Here is a 21,280-nt window from a genome sequence, read left to right as displayed (position 1 = left end):
TCGCGAGAACTTCCCGCATGACGCTGCACAGCCTGCCGATCTTCGTGCGCTTGCAGGGCCGTGCGGTCATCCTCGTCGGGGAGGGCGAGCCGGCCGAGGCGAAGCGGCGGTTGCTGGAGCGGGCGGGGGCGGTGGTGGTCGGGGAGGATGCCGATGCCGCGCTTGCGATCGTGGTGGAGGACGAGGACGCGGTGGCGCGGTTGAAGGGGCGGGGGGTGCTGGTGAACGCGGTGGACCGGCCCGACCTGTGCGATTTCACGTTGCCCGCGATCGTCGACCGCGCGCCGGTGCTGGTCGCGATCGGGACCGGGGGCGTGTCCGCCGGGCTGGCGGCGGCGCTGCGCCAGCGGCTGGAGGCGTTGCTGCCCGCGGGGCTGGGGCGGGTCGCGGACGCGCTGGACGCCGCGCGCGCCGATCTGCGCGCGCGCTATCCCGACGCGGGCGAGCGGCGGCGCGCGATCGCGGGGGCGCTGGGCCCCGGCGGCGCGCTGGACCTGCTGGCGGCGCACGACGCACCCGATGCGGCGAGGCTGGACGCGGGCGTCGCGGGCGCGGTGGTGCGCATCGTTTTGCGCTCGCGCGATCCCGACGACCTGACGCTGCGCGAGGCGCGATGGCTGGCAAGCGCGGATCTCGTCACGCATCGCGCCGACGTGCCCGCCGCGATCCTGGATCGCGCGCGCGCCGATGCCGCGCGCATGGCGACCGACGCGCCGCCCGCGACGTCCGACGCCGGCCTGACGGTGGACGTTTCGGGGGAGGGGGCATGAGCGGGTTCGGCTGGCGCATCGATGCGCGCGGCGCGCGCGCGGTGCCTGTGGCGGAGGCGTTGGCGTGCGAGGCCGATTTCGTGTGGGTCCACCTCAACACCACGGCCGAACATGCGCAGGCGTGGCTGCGCGATGCGGCGAAGCTGGAGCCGTTCCTGATCGATGCGCTGACCGCGGCGGAGACGCGCCCACGGTGCGAGAAGATGACCGCGGGCGCGTTCCTGAACCTGCGCGGGCGGACCGACGAGGAACTGGATTCGTCCGACGTCCTCGCCTCGATCCGCATCTGGGCGACGCGGGGGCGCGTGATATCGGTGACGCGCAAGCATCTGGTGGCGATGGACGCGGTGGTGCAGGAGGTCCGCGATTTCGACGTGAAGGACCCCGGCGACCTGATCGCCGCCTTCGCCGCCGCGATCACCGAGGATCTGGACCCGGTGGTCGCGGACCTGGGCGATACGCTGGACGATTGCGAGCAGAAGCTGGACATGCACCGCGTGTTCGAACTGCGTCGGCAGGTGACGCGGGTGCGCAGCGAGGCGATCAACTATCGCCGCTTCCTGTCGCCGCAACGGATCGCACTGGAGCGGCTGGCGTCGCTGCCGGGCGACTGGCTGGGCGACGACGACCGCGCCCACCTGTCCGCCGCCGCCGACCGCGCCGCGCGCATGGCGGAGGAGGTGGAGGCGATCCGCGAGCGTGCCAGCCTGGTGCACGAGGAACTGACCGACCTGCGCGCGGAACAGCTGGACCAGCGCAGCCTGCTGATCGCGATCGCGGCGATGGTGTTCCTGCCGCTGACGTTCCTGACCGGCCTGTACGGCATGAACGTGGAGGGGCTGTGGTTCGCGAAGGAGCCGTGGGCGTTCGATGCCATCGTCGGGCTGTGCGCGGTGATCGCCATCGGAACGGTGGGGTTCTTCATGGCACGGCACTGGTGGCGCGGCTGACCTCTCGACAAGCGCCGGGGCCGCGGTAGGAGGAATCATGCTCGACATCCGCCGTATCGACGACACCGTCGCCGTCGCCCCGCAGATCGCCCCCGAGGACATCGCCGCCATCGCCGCGGCGGGCTTCGTCGGGATCGTCAACAACCGCCCCGACGGCGAGGAGCCGGGCCAGCCGACCGGCGACGCGATCCGCGCGGCGGCGGCGGCGGCGGGGCTGCGCTATACCGCGATTCCGGTGACGCAGGCGGGCTTCTCGCATCCGCAGGTCGACGCCATGGCGGCGGCGCTGGCGGATGCGGGCGGGCCGGTGCTGGCGTATTGCCGGTCGGGCACGCGGTCGTGCAACCTGTGGGCGCTGGCGGCGGCGAAGGCGGGGGGCGATGCCGACACGCTGGGCGCGCAGGCGGCGGGGGCGGGATACGATCTGACCAACCTGCGTCCGGTGATGGACGCACTGGCGCGCGGGGCGTGACGATGTGGCTGATCGCGGCGGCGGCGGCCGTGGTGGTCGGGACGACGGCACTGCTCGTCGTCGTCCTGCGCCTGCGGCAGCGGCGCGCGATGCTGCGTACGCCCGAGGAAGCGGCGGAGGCGGCGACCGCGGCAATTCCGGGCTTTGCGGTCCATGACGCGGTGATCGGGGACGACGGGCGCGCCGCACTGGTGCTGGGCACCGACGGGCGCGTGGTGGTGGTGACCGCGGGCGGGCGCGCGGGCGCCGTGCCCTGGGCCGCGCTGCGCCAGACGTTCGACGGCGTCGTGGTGGAAACCGGCACGCGGCGGCTGGGGCAGGGGCGACTGGGCGAGGTGATGCTGAAGGGCGTCCACGCGCTGGACGTCCGGCGGCTGGGGATGCCGCTGCCCAATGGATGACATCGTTATTCGATAATCCATTTGCCGTTTATCGATAATAATGGCAGTCCCCTGCGCGAAGGGACGATGCCATGCCGACTCGCGACCGATTCATTGCCACCTGCCTGACGCTGGTCCGCGTGCTGATCGGCCTGAACATCGTCGGCGCGATCCTCGCGATCGCGCTGTTCGTCGCGACGGTCGTATTCGCCGGACCGCTGGAATCGCAGCTTGCGGCGAAATATGCCGGGCGGATCGCGGCGGCCGACGGGGTCGCGTTCGTCCGGTTCCTGGCGTTGCTGGTGCTACCTTGCGCATGGGCGATCCATCGCCTGTTCGCGGCGCTCGCCGCGATCCTGCGCACCGTGCAGGGGGGCGATCCGTTCATCGCGGACAATGCCGCGCGATTGCGCACGATCGGCTGGTCGCTGCTCGCGATCCAGCTGCTCGACCTCGTGCTGGGCGCGGCGACGTGGTGGGCGACCGCACGCGGGCTGGACATGGCCGGGTGGCAGCCCGGGCTGACGGGGTGGCTGGGCGTGCTGATCGCCTTCGTACTGGCGCGTGTGTTCACGATCGGGGCGCGGCTGCGCGAGGACGTGGAAGGGACGGTCTGATGCCCGTCCGCATCCATCTGGACGAGCAACTGCACCGGCGGCGCATGACGCTGACCGAATTAAGCGAGGCGGTGGGCATCACGCTGGCGAACCTGTCGGTGCTGAAGACCGGCAAGGCGAAGGCGATCCGCTTCTCCACGCTGGAGGCGTTGTGCCGCGCGCTGGAGTGCCAGCCGGGGGACATCATGACATGGGTAGAAGGGGAGGAAGAGGCATGACCGTGGCCGACATTTATGTGCGCGCGGGGCGCTACGTCGCGCGTTGCCCGTGGCTGTTCCTGGCCGTCGTGGCGGCCGAGATGGTGCAGCATGCGATCGAATATCGCGCGGGCTTCTACGACGGCATCGCCGCGATGAAGGCGGCGGAGGGCGACGTCCTGCGCATGGCGATGGGGCATGTGAAGGTCCTGCTGCTGTTCGCCACGACCTATTGGGCGCTGCGCTTCCTTGCCGCGGGCGACGATCCGGCGGCGCCGACGCGGCGCGACCCGCGGGCGATGGCGCTGTACGTGCCGGTGATGCTGTGGGGCGTGTTCTGGCTGCTGGTGGTGCAGGACGGGCCGATCCTGGCGCGTGCGATGAACGTGCCCGCGCGGCCGCTGGGCATCGGCCTGCTGGTCGTGATCCTGGCGTCGACCGCGTTCGAGGTGACGCTGTCGGCGTGGAAGGTGTCCGCGGCGACGGGAGACGGCGGCGTCGGTTTCCGCCGTTCCATCCGCATGACGCGCGGTCACTATGCGTGGTCGCTGGGGATGACCATCGCGGCGATGCTGCCCGCGATGGTGCTGCATTACGCGCTGGCGTTCGCGGCGCTGGGACGCGGGCCGATGGCGACGTGGACGGTCCTGCTCGGGGATTCGCTGCTGGTCGGATATATGGCGCCGGTGATGGCCGCGGCGGTCTTCGCGGTGGCGCAGCGGGTCGGCGGCGAGGCCCGATCGGCGGACGCGCATTTGACGCGGGCGGGGGCACGTACCTAGGGGCGTGCATGCGCTTCTTTTCCGACAATGCCGCCCCGGTCCATCCCGCCGTGCTGGAGGCGATCGCCACCGCGGACGAACTGGACACCGCCTATGACGGCGATCGCTGGTCGAAGCGGCTGGACGAACGGTTCTCGGCATTGTTCGAAACCGAGGTGCGCGCCCTGTGGGTGCCCAGCGGGACCGCGGCGAACTGCCTGGCGCTCGCCGCGATGTGCCCGCCGCACGGGGCGGTCGTGTGCCACAAGGACGCGCATATCCAGAACGACGAATGCGGGGCGCCGGAATTCTACACCCACGGCGCCAAACTGCTGCTGGCGGAGGGTGACGGGGCGAAGGTGACGCCCGAGACGGTCGAGGCGGTGCTGTCGCTGGCGCGCTACGACGTGCACCAGCAACGGCCGCACGCGATCTCGATCACCAATGCCACCGAATACGGGCGCGTCTACACGCCTGCGGAGGTCGCGGCGATCGGCGCGGTGGCGAAGGAGCGGAAGCTGGGCTTCCACATGGACGGCGCGCGCTTTGCCAATGCGGTCGTCGCGACCGGCGCCTCGCCCGCGGACCTGACGTGGCGGGGGGGTGTCGACGCGCTGTCGTTCGGCTTCGTCAAGAACGGGGGGATGAACGCGGAGGCGCTGGTGTTCTTCCGTCCCGAACTGGCGGACGACACGCTGTTCCGGCGCAAGCGCGCGGGGCATCTGCTGTCCAAGGGGCGCTATCTGGCGGCGCAATTGCTGGCGATGCTGGAGCGGGAAATCTGGCTGGATTGCGCGCGGGCGAGCAATGCGGGCGCGGCGTTGCTGGCGAAGGCGGCGGGCGCGCGCCTGATCCATCCGGCGGAGGCGAACGAGGTGTTCCTGCGCGTCACGCCCGACGAGGCGGCGGCGTTGCGCGCGAAGGGATTCGATTTCTACGACTGGGGCCCGGGCGAGGCGCGACTGGTGGTGTCGTGGAACCAGCGGACGGCCGATATCCGCCCGCTGGCCGACGCCATCGCGGCGTTGTGAGGGTGCGGCCAGTCCGCGTCACGCCGGACCTGATCGGTGGTGCCGCGTCACCCTTTGTGTCCCCGCGAAGGCGGGGACCCAGTCTGGACTCCCGCCTTCGCGGGAGAACAATGCCGGGCAGGATTGGCCTGTGAGTTCCGATCCCGCCGTCGCCGGCCCGCGGGTGTGGCTGCCGTTCCTTATCGTCGTGCTGATCTGGGGATCGACCTGGATCGTGATCCGCGACCAGCTGGGCGGCGCGGGGGGTGTGCCGCCGAGCTGGTCGGTCAGCTATCGCTTTCTCGTCGCGGGGCTGGGGCTGGCCGCGGTGGCCGCGATCCGGCGCGAGCGGGTGGCGTTGACGCGCGATTTCTGGATGTTCGCGGGCGCGCTGGCGCTGTTGCAGTTCGTGCTGAACTTCAACTTCGTCTACCGGGCGGAGGGGCATATCACCTCCGGCCTGGTCGCGGTCGTCTTCGCCTTGCTGATCGTGCCCAATGCGGTGTTCGCGCGGGTGTTCGTCGGGCAGCGCGTGACCGGGCGGTTCGTGACGGGATCGGCGGTGGCGGTGGCGGGGGTGGCGTTGCTGTTCGTGCACGAGGCGCGCGTCGATCCGGGCGGGCCGGGGGCGACGCTGACCGGGATCGCCTTGACGGGCTGGGCGATCCTGTCCGCCTCGCTCGCCAACGTCATGCAGGCGACGCAGGCGGCGAAGCGGCATGCGATGATCCCGACGCTGGCGATCGCGATGCTGCTGGGTTCCGCGCTGGATGCCGCCTTCGCGTTCGCGACCGTGGGGCCGCCGGTGATCGATCCGCGGCCAGCGTATCTGGCGGGCGTATTGTACCTGGGGCTGGTGGGATCGAGCCTGGCCTTCACGCTGTATTTCCGCATCATCCGCGCGGTCGGGCCGGCGAAGGCGGCGTATAACGGGGTGATGGTGCCCGTGGTGGCGATGGCGCTGTCGACGGTGTTCGAGGGCTATCGCTGGTCCACGCTGGCCGCGGCGGGCGCCGTACTGGCGATGGCGGGGCTGGTCATCGCGCTGGGTGCGCGGCGCGTGGCGCGGTAGGTCACCACCCTCCGTTCGGGCTGAGCGCAGTCGAAGCCCATGCCCGACCGTGGGCGCATACCCTTCGACTTCGCTCAGGGCGAACGGAAGTGGTGCAGGGCGCGCAACCCCGCGCGATAATCGGGATACGTCGGGCACCAGCCCAGCACGCGCTTCGCCTTGCCGTTGGCGACGCGGCGGTTTTCGGCGTGGAAGCCGCGCGCCATCGGGCTGAGCGATTCCACCGGCACGAACGGCGGCGGAGGCAGGCCCAGGAGGCGCGCGGCGAAGGCGACGACGTCGTCCTGCGGCGCCGGTTCGTCGTCGGCAAGGTTGTAGGCGCCCGCGGGCGCGGCGAAGGCGGCGACGACGCCTGTCGCGATATCGTCGACATGGACGCGGCTGAACACCTGTCCGGGGATCCCGGTGCGATGCGCCTCGCCCGCGGCGACGCGATCCAGCGCGGAGCGGCCGGGGCCGTAGATGCCGGGCAGGCGGAAGACGCGCGCGCCGAGCGCCAGCCACGCCGCGTCCGCCGCATTGCGGTTCGCGCGGCGGCCGCGGTCGGCGGGAGCGCTTTCGTCGACCCACGCGCCGCCCGCATCGCCGTAGACGCCGGTGGACGAGAGGTAGCCGAGCCACTTGCCGCCCAACGCCGCGCCGTAGCGTCGCAGCACGGGGTCGCCGTCCGCATCGGGGGGCACGCTGCTCAACACGTGCGTCGCTGCCGCCAGCGCGCCGTCCGCCGCGTCGAACGGGATCGTGCCGTCGCGGCCGTCGCGCGTGGTGCCGACCACGGCCATCCCGGCGTGCGCGGCGACGGCCCGCGCGGTGTAGCCGAGGCCGAGGATCAGCAGCATGTCAGTCGAACGTCATCACCGGGCGTTCGATCCGCGCGTCGGGGACGTGGTCCTTCTTCCACTGCATCGACATGCGCACGCGCGTGGCGCCGGAGGGGTGGTCGAAGAACAGCGCCTCTTCCACCGGACCGGGTTCGATCTTGCGATATTCGCTCAGCCGCATCGCGACCTTCGCGAAGCCGTCGGGCTCGCGCGCGGCGTCGAGGCCGAAGGCGTCGGCCTCGCTCTCGCTCGTGCGGACGAGCGTGTTGAGCGCGGGCGCGAGGACGACGGTGGCCGCGGATGCCAGCGCCAGGAACAGCGGCGCGGCGGCGGTGTCGGCGACGTCGCGGACGCCCCAGTTCGGGTATCGCGCGATCAGGCGCGGCGCGATGCGGCTGACGGCGAAGAAGACCAGCAGCGCCAGGACCCCCAATCCCAGGATCGAGCGCGCGATATGGCCGAGGACGTAATGTCCCATCTCATGCCCCATCACCGCCACGACCTCGTCCGGGCCGGTGCGGTTGAGAAGATTGTCGTTCAGCGTGATGCGGATCGTGGGGCCGAGCCCCGATACGTTGGCGGAGATGCGCTTGGTCTGGCGCGAGGCGTCGGCGACGTAGATATGCTCCGCCGGGATATCGTTGGCACGCGCGACCGCGACGATGCGGTCGCGCAGCGGGCCGGCGGGCATTTCGGTATAGGTGTTGAACAGGGGCGCGATGAAGACGGGCGCGATCGCGACGCCCAGCGCGGCGAATGCGATCGTGACCGCCGCCCCGATCGCCCACCAGGTGCGGCGGAAGCGGCGGATGATCGCGAAGATGCCGACGAAGAACCAGAAATTGACGAACAGCGCGATGGCGAGACCCTTCGCCTGATCCACGGCCCAGGCGCCGAACGTCTGGCTCATCAGGCCGTATTGCGATTCGCGCACGAACCCTTCCCACACGGTCCACGGCAGGAACAGCACGGCCGTGACCAGCGTGAAGGCCAGCGCGTACAGCCCGCGCCGGAGCCAGCGCCGCGATGTCCAGCGCTCCGCCCAGTCGCGTATCCGCGCGGAGCCGCCGGAGGCGAGCAACGCGCCGTACACGATGATCGCGACGACCGCGTTCCACAGGATCAGCCAGTATCCGCCCTCGAAATAGGCATCCGATTTCGCGCGCGCGGGGCCGGTCAGGAGGTCGAGATAGGCGCGCGTGGCGGTGTCGACGTCGAACCCCTTCGCGGCCGCGACGGCGGGCAGCAGAAGCGCCGCGACGCAGGCGGCGGCGATCATGCGCGTCATTCGGTCGGCTCCCCCGGTTTCCCCGGGGAGACGATAGGAGAAACCGATCCCCACTTCCACCGCCCACCCCGGCATTCGCAAGGGTGGTGGGAGGCGGGCTATTTCGCCATCGGGCCGCCGTACAACGTCCCGAAATAATCGCCCTTGTTCCACACCGGGCGCCGGTCGGCATCGGCGATCTCGCGCGCGATGCGATAGTTGACGTCGACGAAGCGGACGCCCTGGTCCCACAGGATCGGCTGCGTCACCTCGTCGCAGGGCCGGTGGTAGCAGGTCTTCAGGAAATCCTGGAACGCCTTGCCCCCCGCGCCCTTCTGACCCGGCCACAGGAAGACCGAGGGGATGCCGCGTTCGACGAAGCGATAATGGTCGGAGCGGACGAAGAACGCCTGGTCCGGGTCCTTGTCCGGCGTCAGGTCCACCCCCGCGGATCGCACCGCGCGCCGCACGATCGGGCCGAGCGTGGAGCGTTCGGCGCCGAACACGGTCATGTCCTCGAACCGGTACAGCAGGACGGGCATGTCCAGGTTCACGTCCGCGACGATGCGATCGAGCGCGACCGTGGGATGCGCGGCGAAATAGTCCGCGCCGATCAGGCCCTTCTCCTCCGCGGTGACGGCCAGGAACAGGATGCTGCGTCGCGGCGGCTTTCCCGATGCGGCGAAGCGCTTCGCCTCCTCGATCAGGCTGGCGATGCCGATGGCGTTGTCGAGCGCACCGTTGTTGATGCGGTCGCCCTCCCCGGACGGATCGACGCCGATATGGTCGAGATGCGCGGACAGGACGACGACCTCCTCCTTCAGCGCGGGATCGGTGCCGGGAAGCAGGCCGACGACGTTGCTGCTGGTCGCGGCGGCGAAGGCGGTGGCGGTGGCCACCGACAGGCGGCCCGCCGCCGCGACGCCGCGGAATGCAGGCTTCGGCTCCCGCGCCGCGGCGGCGATGCCCGCCCAGTCCGCGCCGAACAGTTTCGCCGCGCCGTCCGCCGACAGCATCGCGACCATCGGTACGCCCCGCGCGGCCGGGCCGCCGCCCGTGCCGTCGGGTGCGGCCCAGGTCATCGCGGGGCGGTCCCACCGCTTCGCCAGCGCGGCGAACCCCGGCCCGCGTCCGCCCGCCAGGTCGATCCCGACCGCGCCGACCGCGCCGCGCCGCTGCGCCTCGCGCAATCGCGCGTCGCGGGTGAAGCTGGCCTGCACCTCCCCGTTGCCCAGGTCGGGCGCGCCGCCGGCGAAGGCGACGATCTTTCCGCGTACGTCGACGCCCGCATAATCGTCGTGGCCGAACTGCGGCGCCGACACGCCGTGGCCGACGAACACCACCGGCGCGTCGAGCGTCGTCGTCGCGGCGCGGGCGTCGGCGAGCGGCACGTAATCGGTGCCGAACTTCAACGCCTTCGCGCGCCCGCGTGCGGGTTTCCAGCGCAGCTTTCCCTTGTCCGCCGCGCGATAGGTGACCAGCGGCACGCGCTGGAGATAGGCGCCCGCGTCACCCGCGGGGCGCAGGCCCGCGGCGTAGAATTGCGCCGCGACATATTGCGCCGCGACGTCGTAATCGTGCGTCCCCGCCTCGCGCCCGCGCAACGCGTCGGATGCCAGGAACAGGACATGCGCGCGCATCGCCGCCTGATCGGGCGGGAGCGGGGCGAACGGATCGACCGCGGCGGGTTTCGATACGGGCGCGGGCGCGGGCGCGGGCGGGGGAGGGGGCGGGGCGGATTGCGCCGCCGCGACGACCGGGACCGCGGCGAGAAGGGCGAAACGGAGGAAAGATCGCATCGCTCGCGCCTAGCATCGGACGACGACGGGTGGAACCGGCGCGCGCAGGCCGTATATCCCCATTATGACCGACGCCCTTTCCGCCCCCATCGCCGTTCCCGCCGTCACTCGCCGGGAAGAATATCGCGCGCCCGAATGGACGGTGCCGGAGACCGCGCTCGACTTCGTGCTCGACCCGTCGGCGACGCGCGTCACCGCGCGATTGTCCGTCCGCCGCAACGGCGCGCACGACGCGCCGCTCGTGCTGGACGGTGCGGGGCAGCGGCCCTTGTCGGTGACGGTCGACGGCGTCGCGGCGGACGATTGGCGGATCGAGGGCGAGACGCTGGTCGTGCCCCTTCCGGGCGACGACCATGTGGTCGAGACGGTCGTGGAGATCGCGCCCGACCGCAACACGCAGCTGATGGGGCTGTACGCGTCGGGCGGCAATCTGTGCACGCAGTGCGAGGCGGAAGGGTTCCGGCGGATCACCTATTTCCCCGACCGCCCCGACGTCCTGTCGACCTATCGCGTGCGGATGCGGGCGGACAAGGCGCGGTTCCCCGTCTTGCTTGCGAACGGCGATCCGGTCGCGCAGGGCGACGGCGACGACGGCACGCACTGGGCGGAATGGCACGATCCCTTTCCCAAGCCGTCGTACCTGTTCGCGCTGGTCGCGGGCGACCTGGCCTGCAACGCCTCCACCTTCACCACGCGGTCGGGGCGCACGGTGGCGCTGGGCATCTACGTCCGCGCCAACGACCTGCCGCGCACCGACCATGCGATGCATGCGCTGAAGCTGTCCATGGCGTGGGACGAGAAGGTGTACGGCCGCGAATACGACCTGGACGTGTTCAACATCGTCGCGGTCGACGATTTCAATTTCGGCGCGATGGAGAACAAGGGGCTGAACATCTTCAACAGTCGCTACATCCTCGCCGATCCCGACACCGCGACCGATTACGATTACGACGCCATCGCGGCGGTGGTGGCGCACGAATATTTCCACAACTGGTCGGGCAATCGCGTGACGTGCCGCGACTGGTTCCAGCTGTCGTTGAAGGAAGGCTTCACCGTCTATCGCGACCAGCAGTTCAGCGCCGACCAGGGGTCGGCCGCGGTGAAGCGGATCGAGGACGTCCGGTCCTTGCGCGCCGCGCAATTCCCGGAGGACGCCGGGCCGCTGGCGCATCCGGTGCGGCCCGAAAGCTATATCGAGATCGGCAATTTCTACACCGCCACGATCTACAACAAGGGCGCGGAGCTGATCCGCATGCTGTCCACGATCCTGGGCCCCGACGCCTTCCGCGCGGGCAGCGACCTGTATTTCGCCCGGTTCGACGGGACCGCCGCGACGTGCGAGGATTTCGTCGCCTGCATGGAGGAGGCCGGCGGCGTCGACCTGACGCAGTTCCGCCGCTGGTACGCGCAGGCGGGCACGCCGCGCGTTTCCGCCACGCTGGACCATCAGGCGGGCAGTGCGCGCGCGACGCTGAACCTGGGGCAGAAGGTGCCCGACACCCCGGGCCAGACGGGCAAGGCGCCGCAGGTCCTGCCGCTGAAGGTCCGGTTGTTCGGGGCGGAGACGGGCAGGCCGCTGTCGGACGAGCAACTGGTGCTGCTGACCGAACCCAGCATGCGCGTGACGTTCGAGACCGTGACGGAGCGGCCGGTCGTCTCGCTCAACCGCGGGTTCAGCGCGCCCGTGGTGATCGAAAGCGACCGCAGCGCCGCGGACCTCGCCTTCCTGGCGCGGCACGACGACGATCCGTTCGCGCGCTACGAAGCGATGCAGCAACTGATGCTCGATACCCTGGTCGCCGCCGCGGTGGAGGGCGCAGCGGATCACGAGGGCGTGATCGCGGCGGTGGCGGATACGCTGGACGATCCGGGGCTGGACCCCGCCTTCGTCGCGGAGGCGGTGCTGCTGCCGTCGGAGGCGTTCGTCGGCGACCAATTGTCCGTCGTGGATCCCGATGCGGTGTTCCGCGCGCGCGAATCGCTGCGCCGCGACCTGGGTCGCCGGCTGGAGGACCGCTGGCGCCTGTCCCTGACGGCAGAGGCGGGCGCACCGTACGCCTACACCCCGCAGGCGAAGGGGGCGCGGCGATTGCGCAACGTCGCGCTCGGTTACGTCGCGGCGTCGCAGGCGGTGGATGCGGCGGCGCTGGCCTATGCGCAGTTCGCGGGCGCGGACAACATGACCGACCGGCAGGGAGCGCTGACCGCGCTGGTCGGCGGCACGTCGGACGAGCGCGAGACCGCGCTGGACGTGTTCTACAATCGCTACGCGGGCAACGGCCTCGTGCTCGACAAGTGGTTCCAGACGCAGGCGCTGTCGTCGCGCGACGATACCGCGGCGCTGGTGGCGCAGCTGGCGCGGCATCCCGATTTCAGTCTGGCGAACCCCAATCGCGCGCGCGCGCTGGTCGGGGCATTCGGGGTGAACCAGCGCGCGTTCCACGTGGCGGGCGGCGCGGGCTATCGCTGGCTGGTGGACCAGTTGCTGGCGCTGGACGCGCTCAACCCGCAGACCGCGGCGAAGCTGCTGCCCCCGCTCGGCCGCTGGCGCCGCTTCACCCCGGATCGCGCCGCGCTGATGCGCGCGGAGCTGGAACGGATCGTGGCGCGGCCGGGGATTTCGAAGGATTTGTTCGAGCAGGCGTCGAAGAGCCTGGAGGGATAGGGGCCGGCCTCGCCGTGGAAGTATCGCGATCCGTCCGTCGTCGTCCGACGGGCTCCCCGGCTCTCGTCGCGGAGGCATCAGGACGAAACGGTGATAAAGGGGTGTGGTGCCCAGGGGCGGAGTCGAACCACCGACACGACGATTTTCAGTCGTCTGCTCTACCACTGAGCTACCCGGGCGCACCGCGCGAACGCGATGGAGCGGCGTCCTTAGTCGGCGTTTTCGGGCCTGTCCAGCGCTTCCGTGTCGATCGACGGGCCGGGCAGGCGATAGCCCTCGCCGAGCCAGGCGAGCAGGTCGCGGTCGCGGCAGCGCGGGCTGCAAAAGGGGGCGTGGGGGGCGGCGACGGGGCCGTCGCAGATCGGGCAGCTGGCGGTCATGAGTCGAACATAGGCATCCGGCCCGTGCGTTGCACGAGGGCGTCGCACCAGTCCGGCGTCCCCTCGATCCGCGCGCGGACGGCGGGGGAAAGGCGGTGGCGGTTGGGCGCGCCGGCGGGGACGCGCGCGATCATGCGCAGCGCGGCACGCGCCATGGCGGCGACGGTGTCCGCGCGCAGCAGTTCGGGCAGCGACGCGCGCGGGCGCGGGCGGACGATCTGCAAGAAGCCGAAGCCGTTGACCGCGGTCCGCTCGAACGGTGCGGCCAGCGCGGCGTCGAGCGCGGCGGCGACCGCCTGTCGCGGCGCCTTTCCCGCCAGCGTCGGGAAATCGATGCCGATCGAGCCGCCGATCCCGTGGCGGCGGATCGCGTGCGCCACCGCGGTGGCGGCGCGGACCGACAGCGTTTCCAGGTCCCCGTCGCCGTCGACATCGAACAAGGTCATCGCGGGCGTCGGGGTCATCCGCAACGCGCCGCCGGGAAAGGCGATCTCGCCCGTCGTCGCCTCCTCCAGCACCTCGGACCAGCCCGCGCGTTCGAGCGAATCGGGCTCGTGCGCGGCGGGGAAGCGGACCGGATGGCCGGTCGCGGCGATGCGCGCGAGGAGGTCGGGCCCGGGGCACGGCACGCCATCGCACGGGCGCGCCTTCGCGCGCTTGGCGCGGCCGGGCTCCGGGATCGCTTCCCGCGTCACCACCACGGTCAGCCGTGCGCCGAGCGTCAGGCCGGGCGGGGGCCGATCGAGCGCGGCTTCGCTGCCGTCGTCGAGCGTGGCGATGGTCCGATCGGTCAGCCGCGCCATGGCGACTGTGCCGACGCGCAGGGTGCCGGGAAGCTCGATCCGCGCCGCGACGATGCGATCGTCCCGTACCAGCGCGGCGCGCGCCTCACCGATGCCGTCCTCGTACAGCCAGTGGATCACAGCACGCCGGCGGTCGCCAGCAAGGCGCGCGTCTCGAACAGCGGCAGGCCGATGACGCCCGAATGGCTGCCCGCTAGGAAGCGCACCCACGCCTCCGCCCGCCCCTGGATCGCGTAGCCGCCCGCCTTGCCCAGCCCTTCGCCGCAGGCGACATAGGCGTCGATGTCGCGCGCGGTCAGCGGCCTGAAGGCGACGATCGTGTCGGCGAGGCGGGTGCGGACGATGCCGTCGGGGGCGACGACGCACACCGCCGACAATGCATGGTGGCGGCGGCCCGACAGCGACGCCAGCAGGTCGCGCTGCGTCGCCTCGTCGTCCGCGGGGGGCAGGATGCGCCGCCCGAGCGCGATGGTGGTGTCGCCCGCGATCACCGCCTCGCCGTCGCGGCGCGCGACCGCCGCGGCCTTTTCCCGCGCCAGCCGCAGCGCATAGGCGCGCGGCAGTTCGCGCGGGTGCGGCGTCTCGTCGATGTCGGGGCTGTCGATCCGCGCGGGCACGACGCCGATCCGCGCGAGCAGATCGAGGCGGCGGGGCGAGGAGGAAGCGAGGACGAGCGGAACGGCCGCTCGATCCATTACGACGGTCCGGGGCCGCCGCGGCCGGGCATGAAGCGATAGGTGATGCGACCCTTGGTCAGGTCGTAGGGGGTCAGTTCGACCAGAACCTCGTCGCCCACGAGCACGCGGATGCGGTTCTTGCGCATCTTGCCCGCGGTGTGGCCGAGGATTTCGTGATCGTTCTCGAGCCGGACGCGGAACATGGCGTTGGGCAGCAGCTCGACCACCTGGCCGCGCATCTCGAGGAGTTCTTCTTTCGCCAAACGGGTTCTCTTTCGGGTTGGATGGCGCGCCCTTAGCCGAAGGGCGGGGAAAAGTGAAGCTGGCGCTATTCCTCCGCGCGGCCCGCGACCATCGTCGCGATGGCAAGGTCGCCCGACACGTTCAGCGTCGTGCGGCACATGTCGAGGAAGCGGTCGACGCCCAGCACGATGCCGATCGCGGCGGGGGGAACGCCCACCATGCCCAGGATCAGCGCGATGACGGGAAGCGAACCGGCGGGCACGCCCGCGGTGCCGATGCCGCCCAGGATGCAGACGCCCATGACCGTCGCCTGCTGCCACAAGCTGAGGTCGACGCCGAAGAATTGCGCGAGGAACAGGACGGTCACGCCTTCGAACATCGCGGTCCCGTTCTGGTTCGCGGTCGCGCCGATCGTGAGGACGAAGCGCGCGACCTGGCGCGGCAGTTTCAGCGTCCGTTCGGCGACGTCCAGCGACGTCGGCAACGTGGCGTTGGAGGACGACGTGGAGAAGGCCATGACCATCGCGGGCTGGATCGCGCGGAAGAAGGCGAGCGGGTTGCGTCCCGTCGCGAGCCAGATCGACGCGGAATAGACCACGACCAGCTGGAACAGCAGCGCCGCCAGCACGGTGCCGACGAAGGCGCTCAACCGCACCAGCAGGTCGACGCCGAACAGGGCGGTGAGGTTGAACATGAAACATGCGACCGCGATCGGGGCCAGCCGGATGACGAGGCCGATCAGCCGCAGGACGATATCCAGCAGCCCCTCGATCGCGCGCTCGAACGCCGCGGTCCGCTCGTTCCTGACCAGCACCAGCCCGACGCCGATTGCCAGCGCGAAGACCATGAAGGCCAGGATGTCGCCGTCCGCCGCGGCGCGGACCGGGTTGTCGGGGACGATCGCCAGGACCGCCGCCACCCCGCCCGGCTGCGCCGGCCGCTCGCGCAGGATCGCGCCCGCGCCGTCGCCCGCCTGCGCCAGCATCTGCCGCGCCAGCGCGGGGTCGATGCCGCCGCCGGGTTGCAGCAGGTTCACCAGCACGATCGCGACGACCACCGATATGGTCGACAGCACCAGCGTGTAGCCGAGCGTCCGCAAGCCGATGCGGCGCAATTGCGCCAGATCCTTCATCTCCGCCACGCCGGTCACCAGCGCGGCGAACAGCAGCGGGATGACCAGCATGAACAGGAGCCGCAGGAACAATTGCCCGAACGGGCCGGTGACGTAGGTGGTGACCGCGGTGACCCAAGCGGCGTCGCCCGCGGTCAGATTCACCACCAGCCCGCCGACCAATCCCAGCGCGAAGCCCGCCAGCATCCGGTAGGCCAGCGGGAAGCGGGAGGTGTCGGTCGTTTCGCTCACCACAAGCAAGCGTCGGGGTGGCGCGGTTGTTCCTCCGCCTCGTCACCGGAAGGACCGAAGGGACGGTTCCGGCGCCGCGACCCGCCCGCCTACAGCAGCGCGCCCTGCCGCCCCGTATCCTCGCGCGCGGCGCGGCGGAAGGCGGCGCCCGGGTCGACGTAGGGGATGTCGGGGCGCTTCCCGCGGAACAGCTCCGCCAGCGTGACGATCTGGAGCCGGGGGTAGCTCCTGCCCGTCGCGGGGGCATGGAAGCGGCCGACCGCGGCGGCCTCCTTCATCATCGCGGCGGTCGGCAGCGCCTTCGTCACGAATACCCCGATCGGCGCCTTCTCCCGCTCCATCGCGGAATGCAGGTCGCGGATCATCTGCACCCCGACGTTCTCGCCGCCCTTCACCGATACCAGCGCCCGCTCGGTCCGTTTCCCGTCGGGCTTGAAATAGATGATGCCGTCGATGCCGCCGTCGGCGCCCTTCTTTCGCCCGCCGTAGGGCATGGCGTCGACCATCGACACCGCCCACCACTGGAACTGGTATTTGTCGCGCCGCGCCAGATCCTCCGCGCTGGCGAGGTCCTTGGGCGTCCCCTCCACGGTGAAGGCGACGCCGGGAAAGGCGGCCTGCATCCGCTTCTCGATCAGGCTGATGGCGAGATGGGTGACGTCGATCCCGATCCATCGTCGTCCCAGCTTCTGCGCCGCATGGACCGCGGTGCCGCAGCCGCAGAAGGGGTCGAGCACCACGTCGCCCTCGTCGGAGGAGGCGGCGACGATCCGTTCGAGCAGGCCGACCGGCTTCTGCGTCGGATAGCCCAGCCGCTCGCTGTCGCCCTGCGCGGTCAGCCACCGCACGTCCTCGTCGATCGCCAAGGGGGAATCGTGCAGCGTCCCGCGACTGTGCGGCTGGTACGACCAGATGTCCTGGAGCAGCAGGCCCGGGCTGCGGTCGAGATACTGGCGATAGGTCGGCAGGCCGCCGCTGTCGGGCGGGGGGAAGTCGATCACGCCCGCATCGGCCAGCGCGTCCAGCTTCACATGCTGCGGCAGGTCGGGATCGATCCCCAGCGCGGCGACCAGATCCCCGGGCACCGCCCAATGGCGTTTCGCCGCGGTGGGATCGAAACCGCGCCACGGCCGTCCCGAATCACCCTGCCGTACCCCGGCGCCGTGGATCGCGTTGGTCCAGTAGCGCCCGCGTGCGTCGGACTTGCGGAAATAGGCGTCGACATGGCCCCTGGAATAGGGGCGGAACACGGGGCGGTGGCGATAGGCGGGGCCGCGGCGGACGAAGTGGATCACGTCGTGGATAGGGCCGAAGCGGCGGGCGTTGTTGTGCGCACCGGTGCGGCGCCAGACGATCTCGTTCAAATAGTTCTCCGGTCCGAACACGCCGTCCAGCAGCAGCTTCAGGTAATGCGACGCGGTGGGATCGCAGTGCAGATACAGGCTGCCGGTGGGTTTCAGCACGCGGTGCAGTTCGATCAGGCGGACCGCCATCATGGCCAGATACGCCATCATGTCGTTGTCGCCCAGGAAGGCGCGCATCGCGTTGAGCAGGTCGAACGCCTTCGTATTCCCGCTGCGCGCCACGTCGTCGAAGGCGCGTTCCGCCGTGTCGTTCCAGTGCCAGCTGTCCTCGAACGCCGCGATCTGCGCATCCGATTGCGCGCCGGTGGGGGAGCGGAAGAGGATGTTGTAGGTGGCGTTGGAATTGAACGGCGGGTCGAGATAGACGAGGTCGACGCTGGCGTCGCCGATGTCGCGGCGCAGGACGTCGAGATTGTCGCCGTAGTGCAGGTGGTTGGCGGGGCGGTTCGGATTGCTGGGCATGCGCGCGATTGGATCGCGGCGTCACGGCGGCGTCGCGCGCAGTCCGCTCCGTTCCGGCATCATCGCGGGGCGGGGGAGACGGCCGATGCTCCGTTATGGACGCATCGGCCGCCGATGGGTCACGCCGCGGCGGGGGCGATGCGCCGACGACGCATCCTCGCGCCGACCGCGCCCAGCCCGACGATCATCAGCGCCCATGTCGCGGGCTCGGGCACGCCCGCGGCGAGGCGGATGTCGTCGAATTGCAGGAAGCCGCTGGTGCCCGCGCCGGGACGCCAGGCGACCGACGTCAGCGGCTGCGCGGGGAAGGACAGGTCGTTGATCGTCAGCCGCTGGCCCGGCGTGTTCGCCAGCGTCCGCGCCTCGGTCGCGATGGTGCCGTCGGCGAAGGTGTAGGTGAAAGTGACGCCGAGCGTGGGCGCGCCGAAGCCGCTGAAATTGCCGTAATTGCCCGCCATTTCCATGCCGAGCAGGCGGAAGGCGCCGCCGTCCGCGCGCGACAGCGTGGTGACCGCACCGCCCAGGAAGTTGGTCAGCGCGGCGCCGGTGCGGTCGAGACTGGTCAGCGCGGTGCCGGTGGTGACGAAACACGTGCCCGCGGGCGAGGAGCAGCGATCGGCGGCGACGCGATAACCCTCTTCCGCCCAGGCGCCGTAGACGTAGCCGGTACGACCGTTGCGCCCGCGCGCGGCGTCGAAATCGAGTGTCGTGATCGCGGCGGCGGGAACCGCGGAAAGAAGCGCGGCGGTGGCGATGAACGTGAGCTTGAACATGGAGGCGACCCTTTTTCCCTTCTGGAACAAGGCGGTCGCTACGCGCGTCGCGCGGCAGTTCGGTTACCGGAAGGTTACGTCCCCGCGTCGGCGGACGTTCCGGCCGACGCGGGGACGCGATCCGGGCCGGTGCGAACGGCCCCGGGATCGCGTCGTCCGCCCGGTGCGGCGGGGATCACCCCCCGCCGTTCGCCGCCAGCGCCGCCAGCAGCAGCAGCGCGACGATGTTCGTGATCTTTATCATCGGGTTCACCGCCGGACCCGCGGTGTCCTTGTACGGATCGCCCACGGTGTCGCCGGTCACCGCGGCCTTGTGCGCCTCGCTGCCCTTGCCGCCGTGGTTGCCGTCCTCGATATATTTCTTGGCATTGTCCCACGCGCCGCCGCCGCTGGTCATCGACAATGCGACGAACAGGCCCGACACGATGACGCCCAGCAGCATCGCGCCCAGCGCGGCGAAGCCCGATGCCTGACCGTCGACCGCGGTGACGATGAAATACAATGCGATCGGGGACACGACCGGCAGCAGCGAGGGGATGATCATCTCCTTGATCGCGGCGCGGGTGACGAGGTCGACGGTGCGGGCGTAGTTCGGGCGGCTGGTCCCTTCCATGATGCCCGGATTGTCGCGGAACTGCCCGCGCACCTCTTCCACCACCGCGCCCGCCGCGCGGCCGACCGCGGTCATGCCGAACGCGCCGAACAGGTACGGCAGCAGCGCGCCGAGCAGCAGCCCGACGATGACGTATGGGTTGGACAGGCTGAAATCGACGGTCAGGTCGGGGAAGTATGTCTGCAAGTCGGTGGTGTACGCGCCGAACAGCACCAGTGCGGCAAGGCCCGCCGAGGCGATGGCATAGCCTTTCGTCACCGCCTTGGTCGTGTTGCCCACGGCGTCGAGCGCGTCGGTGCGATGGCGCACGTCGTCGGGCAGGCCCGCCATTTCGGCGATCCCGCCCGCATTGTCGGTGACGGGGCCGTAGGCGTCGAGCGCGACGACCATGCCGGCCAGCGCCAGCATCGCGGTCGCGGCGAAGGCGATGCCGATCACGCCCGCCAGTTTGTACGTCGCGACGACCGCGATCACGATCACCAGCGTGGGCAGCGCGGTCGCCTCAAGGCTGATGGCGAGGCCCTGGATGACGTTGGTGCCGTGGCCGGTTTCGCTCGCCTTCGCGATCGACTTCACCGGGCGATAGTTGGTGCCGGTGTAATATTCGGTGATCCACACGATCAGGCCGGTGACCGCGAGGCCGATGAGCATGCACCAGAACAGGTCCATGCCGGTGAAGGCGGTGGCCGCCGGAACGCCCGCGACCGCGCTGTCCAGCGGCGTGGTGCTGAGCGCGTCGGGCGCCGCATTGGCGCCCGCGTCGAGGAAGCCCGCGCCGCCGATGACCGCGTTCATGTCGCCCAGCGTATATTGCGTGGCGAGGTAGATGGCGGGGATCGACAGCAGCGCGGAGGTCCAGAACCCCTTGTACAGCGCGCCCATGATGCTGCCCTTGCCGAGCCGGACCATGTACGTGCCGATGATGGAGGTGATGATGCACACGCCGCCGACGATCAGCGGCAGGCTCATCAGCCGCAGCAGTTCCGCCGCGCTCGCCTGGATCAGCAGCGCGATCGAGATCATCGTGACGCCCAGCGTCACGACATAGGTTTCGAACAGATCGGCGGCCATGCCCGCGCAGTCGCCGACGTTGTCGCCGACGTTGTCCGCGATGACCGCGGGGTTGCGGGGGTCGTCCTCCGGGATGCCGGCCTCCACCTTGCCGACCAGGTCGGCGCCGACGTCCGCGGCCTTCGTGAAGATGCCGCCGCCGAGACGCGCGAAGATGGAGATGAGCGAGGCGCCGAAGGCGAGCGCGGTCAGCGCCTCCACGATCTCGCGGTCGTTGGGCGCGCGGCCCTCGACCGAGACGAGATACCAGAAGAAGCCCGCGATCGCGAGCAGGCCGAGGCCCGCGACCAGCATGCCCGTGACCGCGCCCGATCGGAACGCGGTGGTCAGGCCGCCCTGCAACGAGGTGCGCGCCGCCTCCGCCGTGCGCACGTTCGCGCGGACGGAGATGTTCATGCCGACATAGCCCGCCACGCCCGACAGGACCGCGCCGATGACGAAGGCGATGGTGGAGAGAACGCCGAGGGTGAGCAGGAGGACGAGGGCGACGACGACGCCGACGATCGCGATGGTGGTATATTGCCGGCCGAGGTACGCCTTCGCGCCCTCCTGGATGGCGCTGGCGATATCCTGCATCCGTTCGTTGCCGGCGGGTTGCCGCAGCACCTGCTGACTGGTGACGATGCCATAGAGTACGGCGATCAGGCCGCAGACCATGGCGATATAGACCGTCGTCATTATCGCGTCTCTCCCCTTGTGACGCCCCGCCGGCCTTTGGCCGGTCCTGGCATCGGAACGGTCAGGCTATGC

At 70.6% G+C, this 21,280-nt stretch carries 21 protein-coding genes and 1 tRNA gene; 10 read left to right on the top strand and 12 right to left on the bottom strand.

Going from position 1 to position 21,280, the window contains the following annotated elements; genetic code table 11:
* The first annotated feature begins 17 nt into the window (after positions 1–17).
* From ASG29_RS01755 to ASG29_RS01715, 9 genes are all read left to right on the top strand, one after another.
* Positions 18–770: a bifunctional precorrin-2 dehydrogenase/sirohydrochlorin ferrochelatase gene (locus ASG29_RS01755; RefSeq protein WP_200932339.1), complete on the top strand. Its 753-nt coding sequence runs from the start codon at positions 18–20 to the stop codon at positions 768–770.
* Positions 767–1,720, top strand: coding sequence for a CorA family divalent cation transporter (locus tag ASG29_RS01750; protein ID WP_055979289.1), 954 nt, complete (start codon positions 767–769; stop codon positions 1,718–1,720). Before ASG29_RS01755 ends, ASG29_RS01750 begins: the two co-directional genes overlap by 4 nt.
* Positions 1,721–1,757: 37 nt before the next feature.
* Entirely contained in the window at positions 1,758–2,192 is a 435-nt protein-coding gene (locus ASG29_RS01745; RefSeq protein ID WP_055979286.1) for a TIGR01244 family sulfur transferase, read from the top strand.
* Positions 2,189–2,593 carry a hypothetical protein gene (locus tag ASG29_RS01740; protein WP_156457832.1) on the top strand — a complete coding sequence of 135 codons (405 nt, stop codon included), beginning with the start codon at positions 2,189–2,191 and terminating at the stop codon, positions 2,591–2,593. The genes ASG29_RS01745 and ASG29_RS01740 overlap by 4 nt, the downstream gene beginning before the upstream one ends.
* Positions 2,594–2,664: 71 nt before the next feature.
* The gene (locus ASG29_RS01735) at positions 2,665–3,189 is read left to right on the top strand and encodes a DUF2975 domain-containing protein (protein WP_055979281.1); all 525 of its coding nucleotides are present in this window, start codon (positions 2,665–2,667) and stop codon (positions 3,187–3,189) included.
* Positions 3,189–3,407, top strand: coding sequence for a helix-turn-helix domain-containing protein (locus ASG29_RS01730; RefSeq protein WP_055979278.1), 219 nt, complete (start codon positions 3,189–3,191; stop codon positions 3,405–3,407). Before ASG29_RS01735 ends, ASG29_RS01730 begins: the two co-directional genes overlap by 1 nt.
* A 2-nt stretch (positions 3,408–3,409) precedes the next feature.
* Entirely contained in the window at positions 3,410–4,168 is a 759-nt protein-coding gene (locus ASG29_RS01725) for a hypothetical protein (protein WP_156457831.1), read from the top strand.
* Positions 4,169–4,176: 8 nt separating this feature from the next.
* A complete protein-coding gene (locus tag ASG29_RS01720) occupies positions 4,177–5,178 on the top strand; it encodes a threonine aldolase family protein (protein WP_055979270.1) in 1,002 nt (333 codons plus the stop codon).
* A gap of 130 nt (positions 5,179–5,308) precedes the next feature.
* Entirely contained in the window at positions 5,309–6,229 is a 921-nt protein-coding gene (locus tag ASG29_RS01715) for a DMT family transporter (protein ID WP_055979267.1), read from the top strand.
* Positions 6,230–6,303: 74 nt separating this feature from the next.
* Here ASG29_RS01715 and ASG29_RS01710 read toward each other — a convergent pair whose 3' ends face one another.
* From ASG29_RS01710 to ASG29_RS01700, 3 genes are all read right to left on the bottom strand, one after another.
* Complete coding sequence (locus ASG29_RS01710) at positions 6,304–7,068, bottom strand: hypothetical protein (protein ID WP_055979264.1); 765 nt, start codon at positions 7,066–7,068, stop codon at positions 6,304–6,306.
* 1 nt (position 7,069) lies between these two features.
* Positions 7,070–8,338: a M48 family metallopeptidase gene (locus ASG29_RS01705; RefSeq protein WP_235532726.1), complete on the bottom strand. Its 1,269-nt coding sequence runs from the start codon at positions 8,336–8,338 to the stop codon at positions 7,070–7,072.
* Between the two features lie 98 nt (positions 8,339–8,436).
* Entirely contained in the window at positions 8,437–10,116 is a 1,680-nt protein-coding gene (locus tag ASG29_RS01700) for a M28 family peptidase (protein WP_055979262.1), read from the bottom strand.
* 64 nt (positions 10,117–10,180) lie between these two features.
* On the opposite strand from ASG29_RS01700, the gene pepN reads away from it, so the two are divergent.
* Positions 10,181–12,781: an aminopeptidase N gene (gene pepN / locus ASG29_RS01695; protein ID WP_055979259.1), complete on the top strand. Its 2,601-nt coding sequence runs from the start codon at positions 10,181–10,183 to the stop codon at positions 12,779–12,781.
* Between the two features lie 104 nt (positions 12,782–12,885).
* On the opposite strand, the gene ASG29_RS01690 is transcribed toward pepN, so the two are convergent.
* The 9 genes from ASG29_RS01690 to ASG29_RS01655 all read right to left on the bottom strand — a co-directional run bounded on the left by ASG29_RS01690 (position 12,886) and on the right by ASG29_RS01655 (position 21,208).
* Positions 12,886–12,960: transfer RNA gene (locus tag ASG29_RS01690), tRNA-Phe, on the bottom strand.
* Positions 12,961–12,990: 30 nt separating this feature from the next.
* The gene (locus ASG29_RS16255) at positions 12,991–13,161 is read right to left on the bottom strand and encodes a DNA gyrase inhibitor YacG (RefSeq protein ID WP_082515550.1); all 171 of its coding nucleotides are present in this window, start codon (positions 13,159–13,161) and stop codon (positions 12,991–12,993) included.
* Positions 13,158–14,084 (bottom strand): ribonuclease E/G, encoded by a 927-nt coding sequence (locus tag ASG29_RS01685; protein WP_055979256.1) that lies wholly within the window; start codon positions 14,082–14,084, stop codon positions 13,158–13,160. The genes ASG29_RS16255 and ASG29_RS01685 overlap by 4 nt, the downstream gene beginning before the upstream one ends.
* On the bottom strand, positions 14,081–14,659 hold the full coding sequence (locus ASG29_RS01680; RefSeq protein ID WP_055979253.1) for a Maf family protein: 579 nt from the start codon (positions 14,657–14,659) through the stop codon (positions 14,081–14,083). The genes ASG29_RS01685 and ASG29_RS01680 overlap by 4 nt, the downstream gene beginning before the upstream one ends.
* Entirely contained in the window at positions 14,659–14,904 is a 246-nt protein-coding gene (infA, locus tag ASG29_RS01675; RefSeq protein WP_022685627.1) for a translation initiation factor IF-1, read from the bottom strand. Before infA ends, ASG29_RS01680 begins: the two co-directional genes overlap by 1 nt.
* Positions 14,905–14,969: 65 nt before the next feature.
* The gene (locus ASG29_RS01670; protein WP_082515614.1) at positions 14,970–16,202 is read right to left on the bottom strand and encodes a dicarboxylate/amino acid:cation symporter; all 1,233 of its coding nucleotides are present in this window, start codon (positions 16,200–16,202) and stop codon (positions 14,970–14,972) included.
* Between the two features lie 134 nt (positions 16,203–16,336).
* Positions 16,337–18,073, bottom strand: a complete 1,737-nt coding sequence (locus tag ASG29_RS01665; protein WP_055979247.1) for a DNA methyltransferase — start codon at positions 18,071–18,073, stop codon at positions 16,337–16,339.
* Between the two features lie 119 nt (positions 18,074–18,192).
* Positions 18,193–18,846 (bottom strand): PEPxxWA-CTERM sorting domain-containing protein, encoded by a 654-nt coding sequence (locus ASG29_RS17335; RefSeq protein WP_055979245.1) that lies wholly within the window; start codon positions 18,844–18,846, stop codon positions 18,193–18,195.
* A gap of 175 nt (positions 18,847–19,021) precedes the next feature.
* Positions 19,022–21,208, bottom strand: coding sequence for a sodium-translocating pyrophosphatase (locus tag ASG29_RS01655; RefSeq protein WP_055979242.1), 2,187 nt, complete (start codon positions 21,206–21,208; stop codon positions 19,022–19,024).
* Between the last annotated feature and the right edge of the window lie 72 nt (positions 21,209–21,280).

This window comes from Sphingomonas sp. Leaf412 (assembly GCF_001425405.1).
GTDB lineage: Bacteria > Pseudomonadota > Alphaproteobacteria > Sphingomonadales > Sphingomonadaceae > Sphingomonas.
Note: the sequence above shows the minus strand (reverse complement) of the source record. Positions and strands in the feature narration are given on the sequence as shown.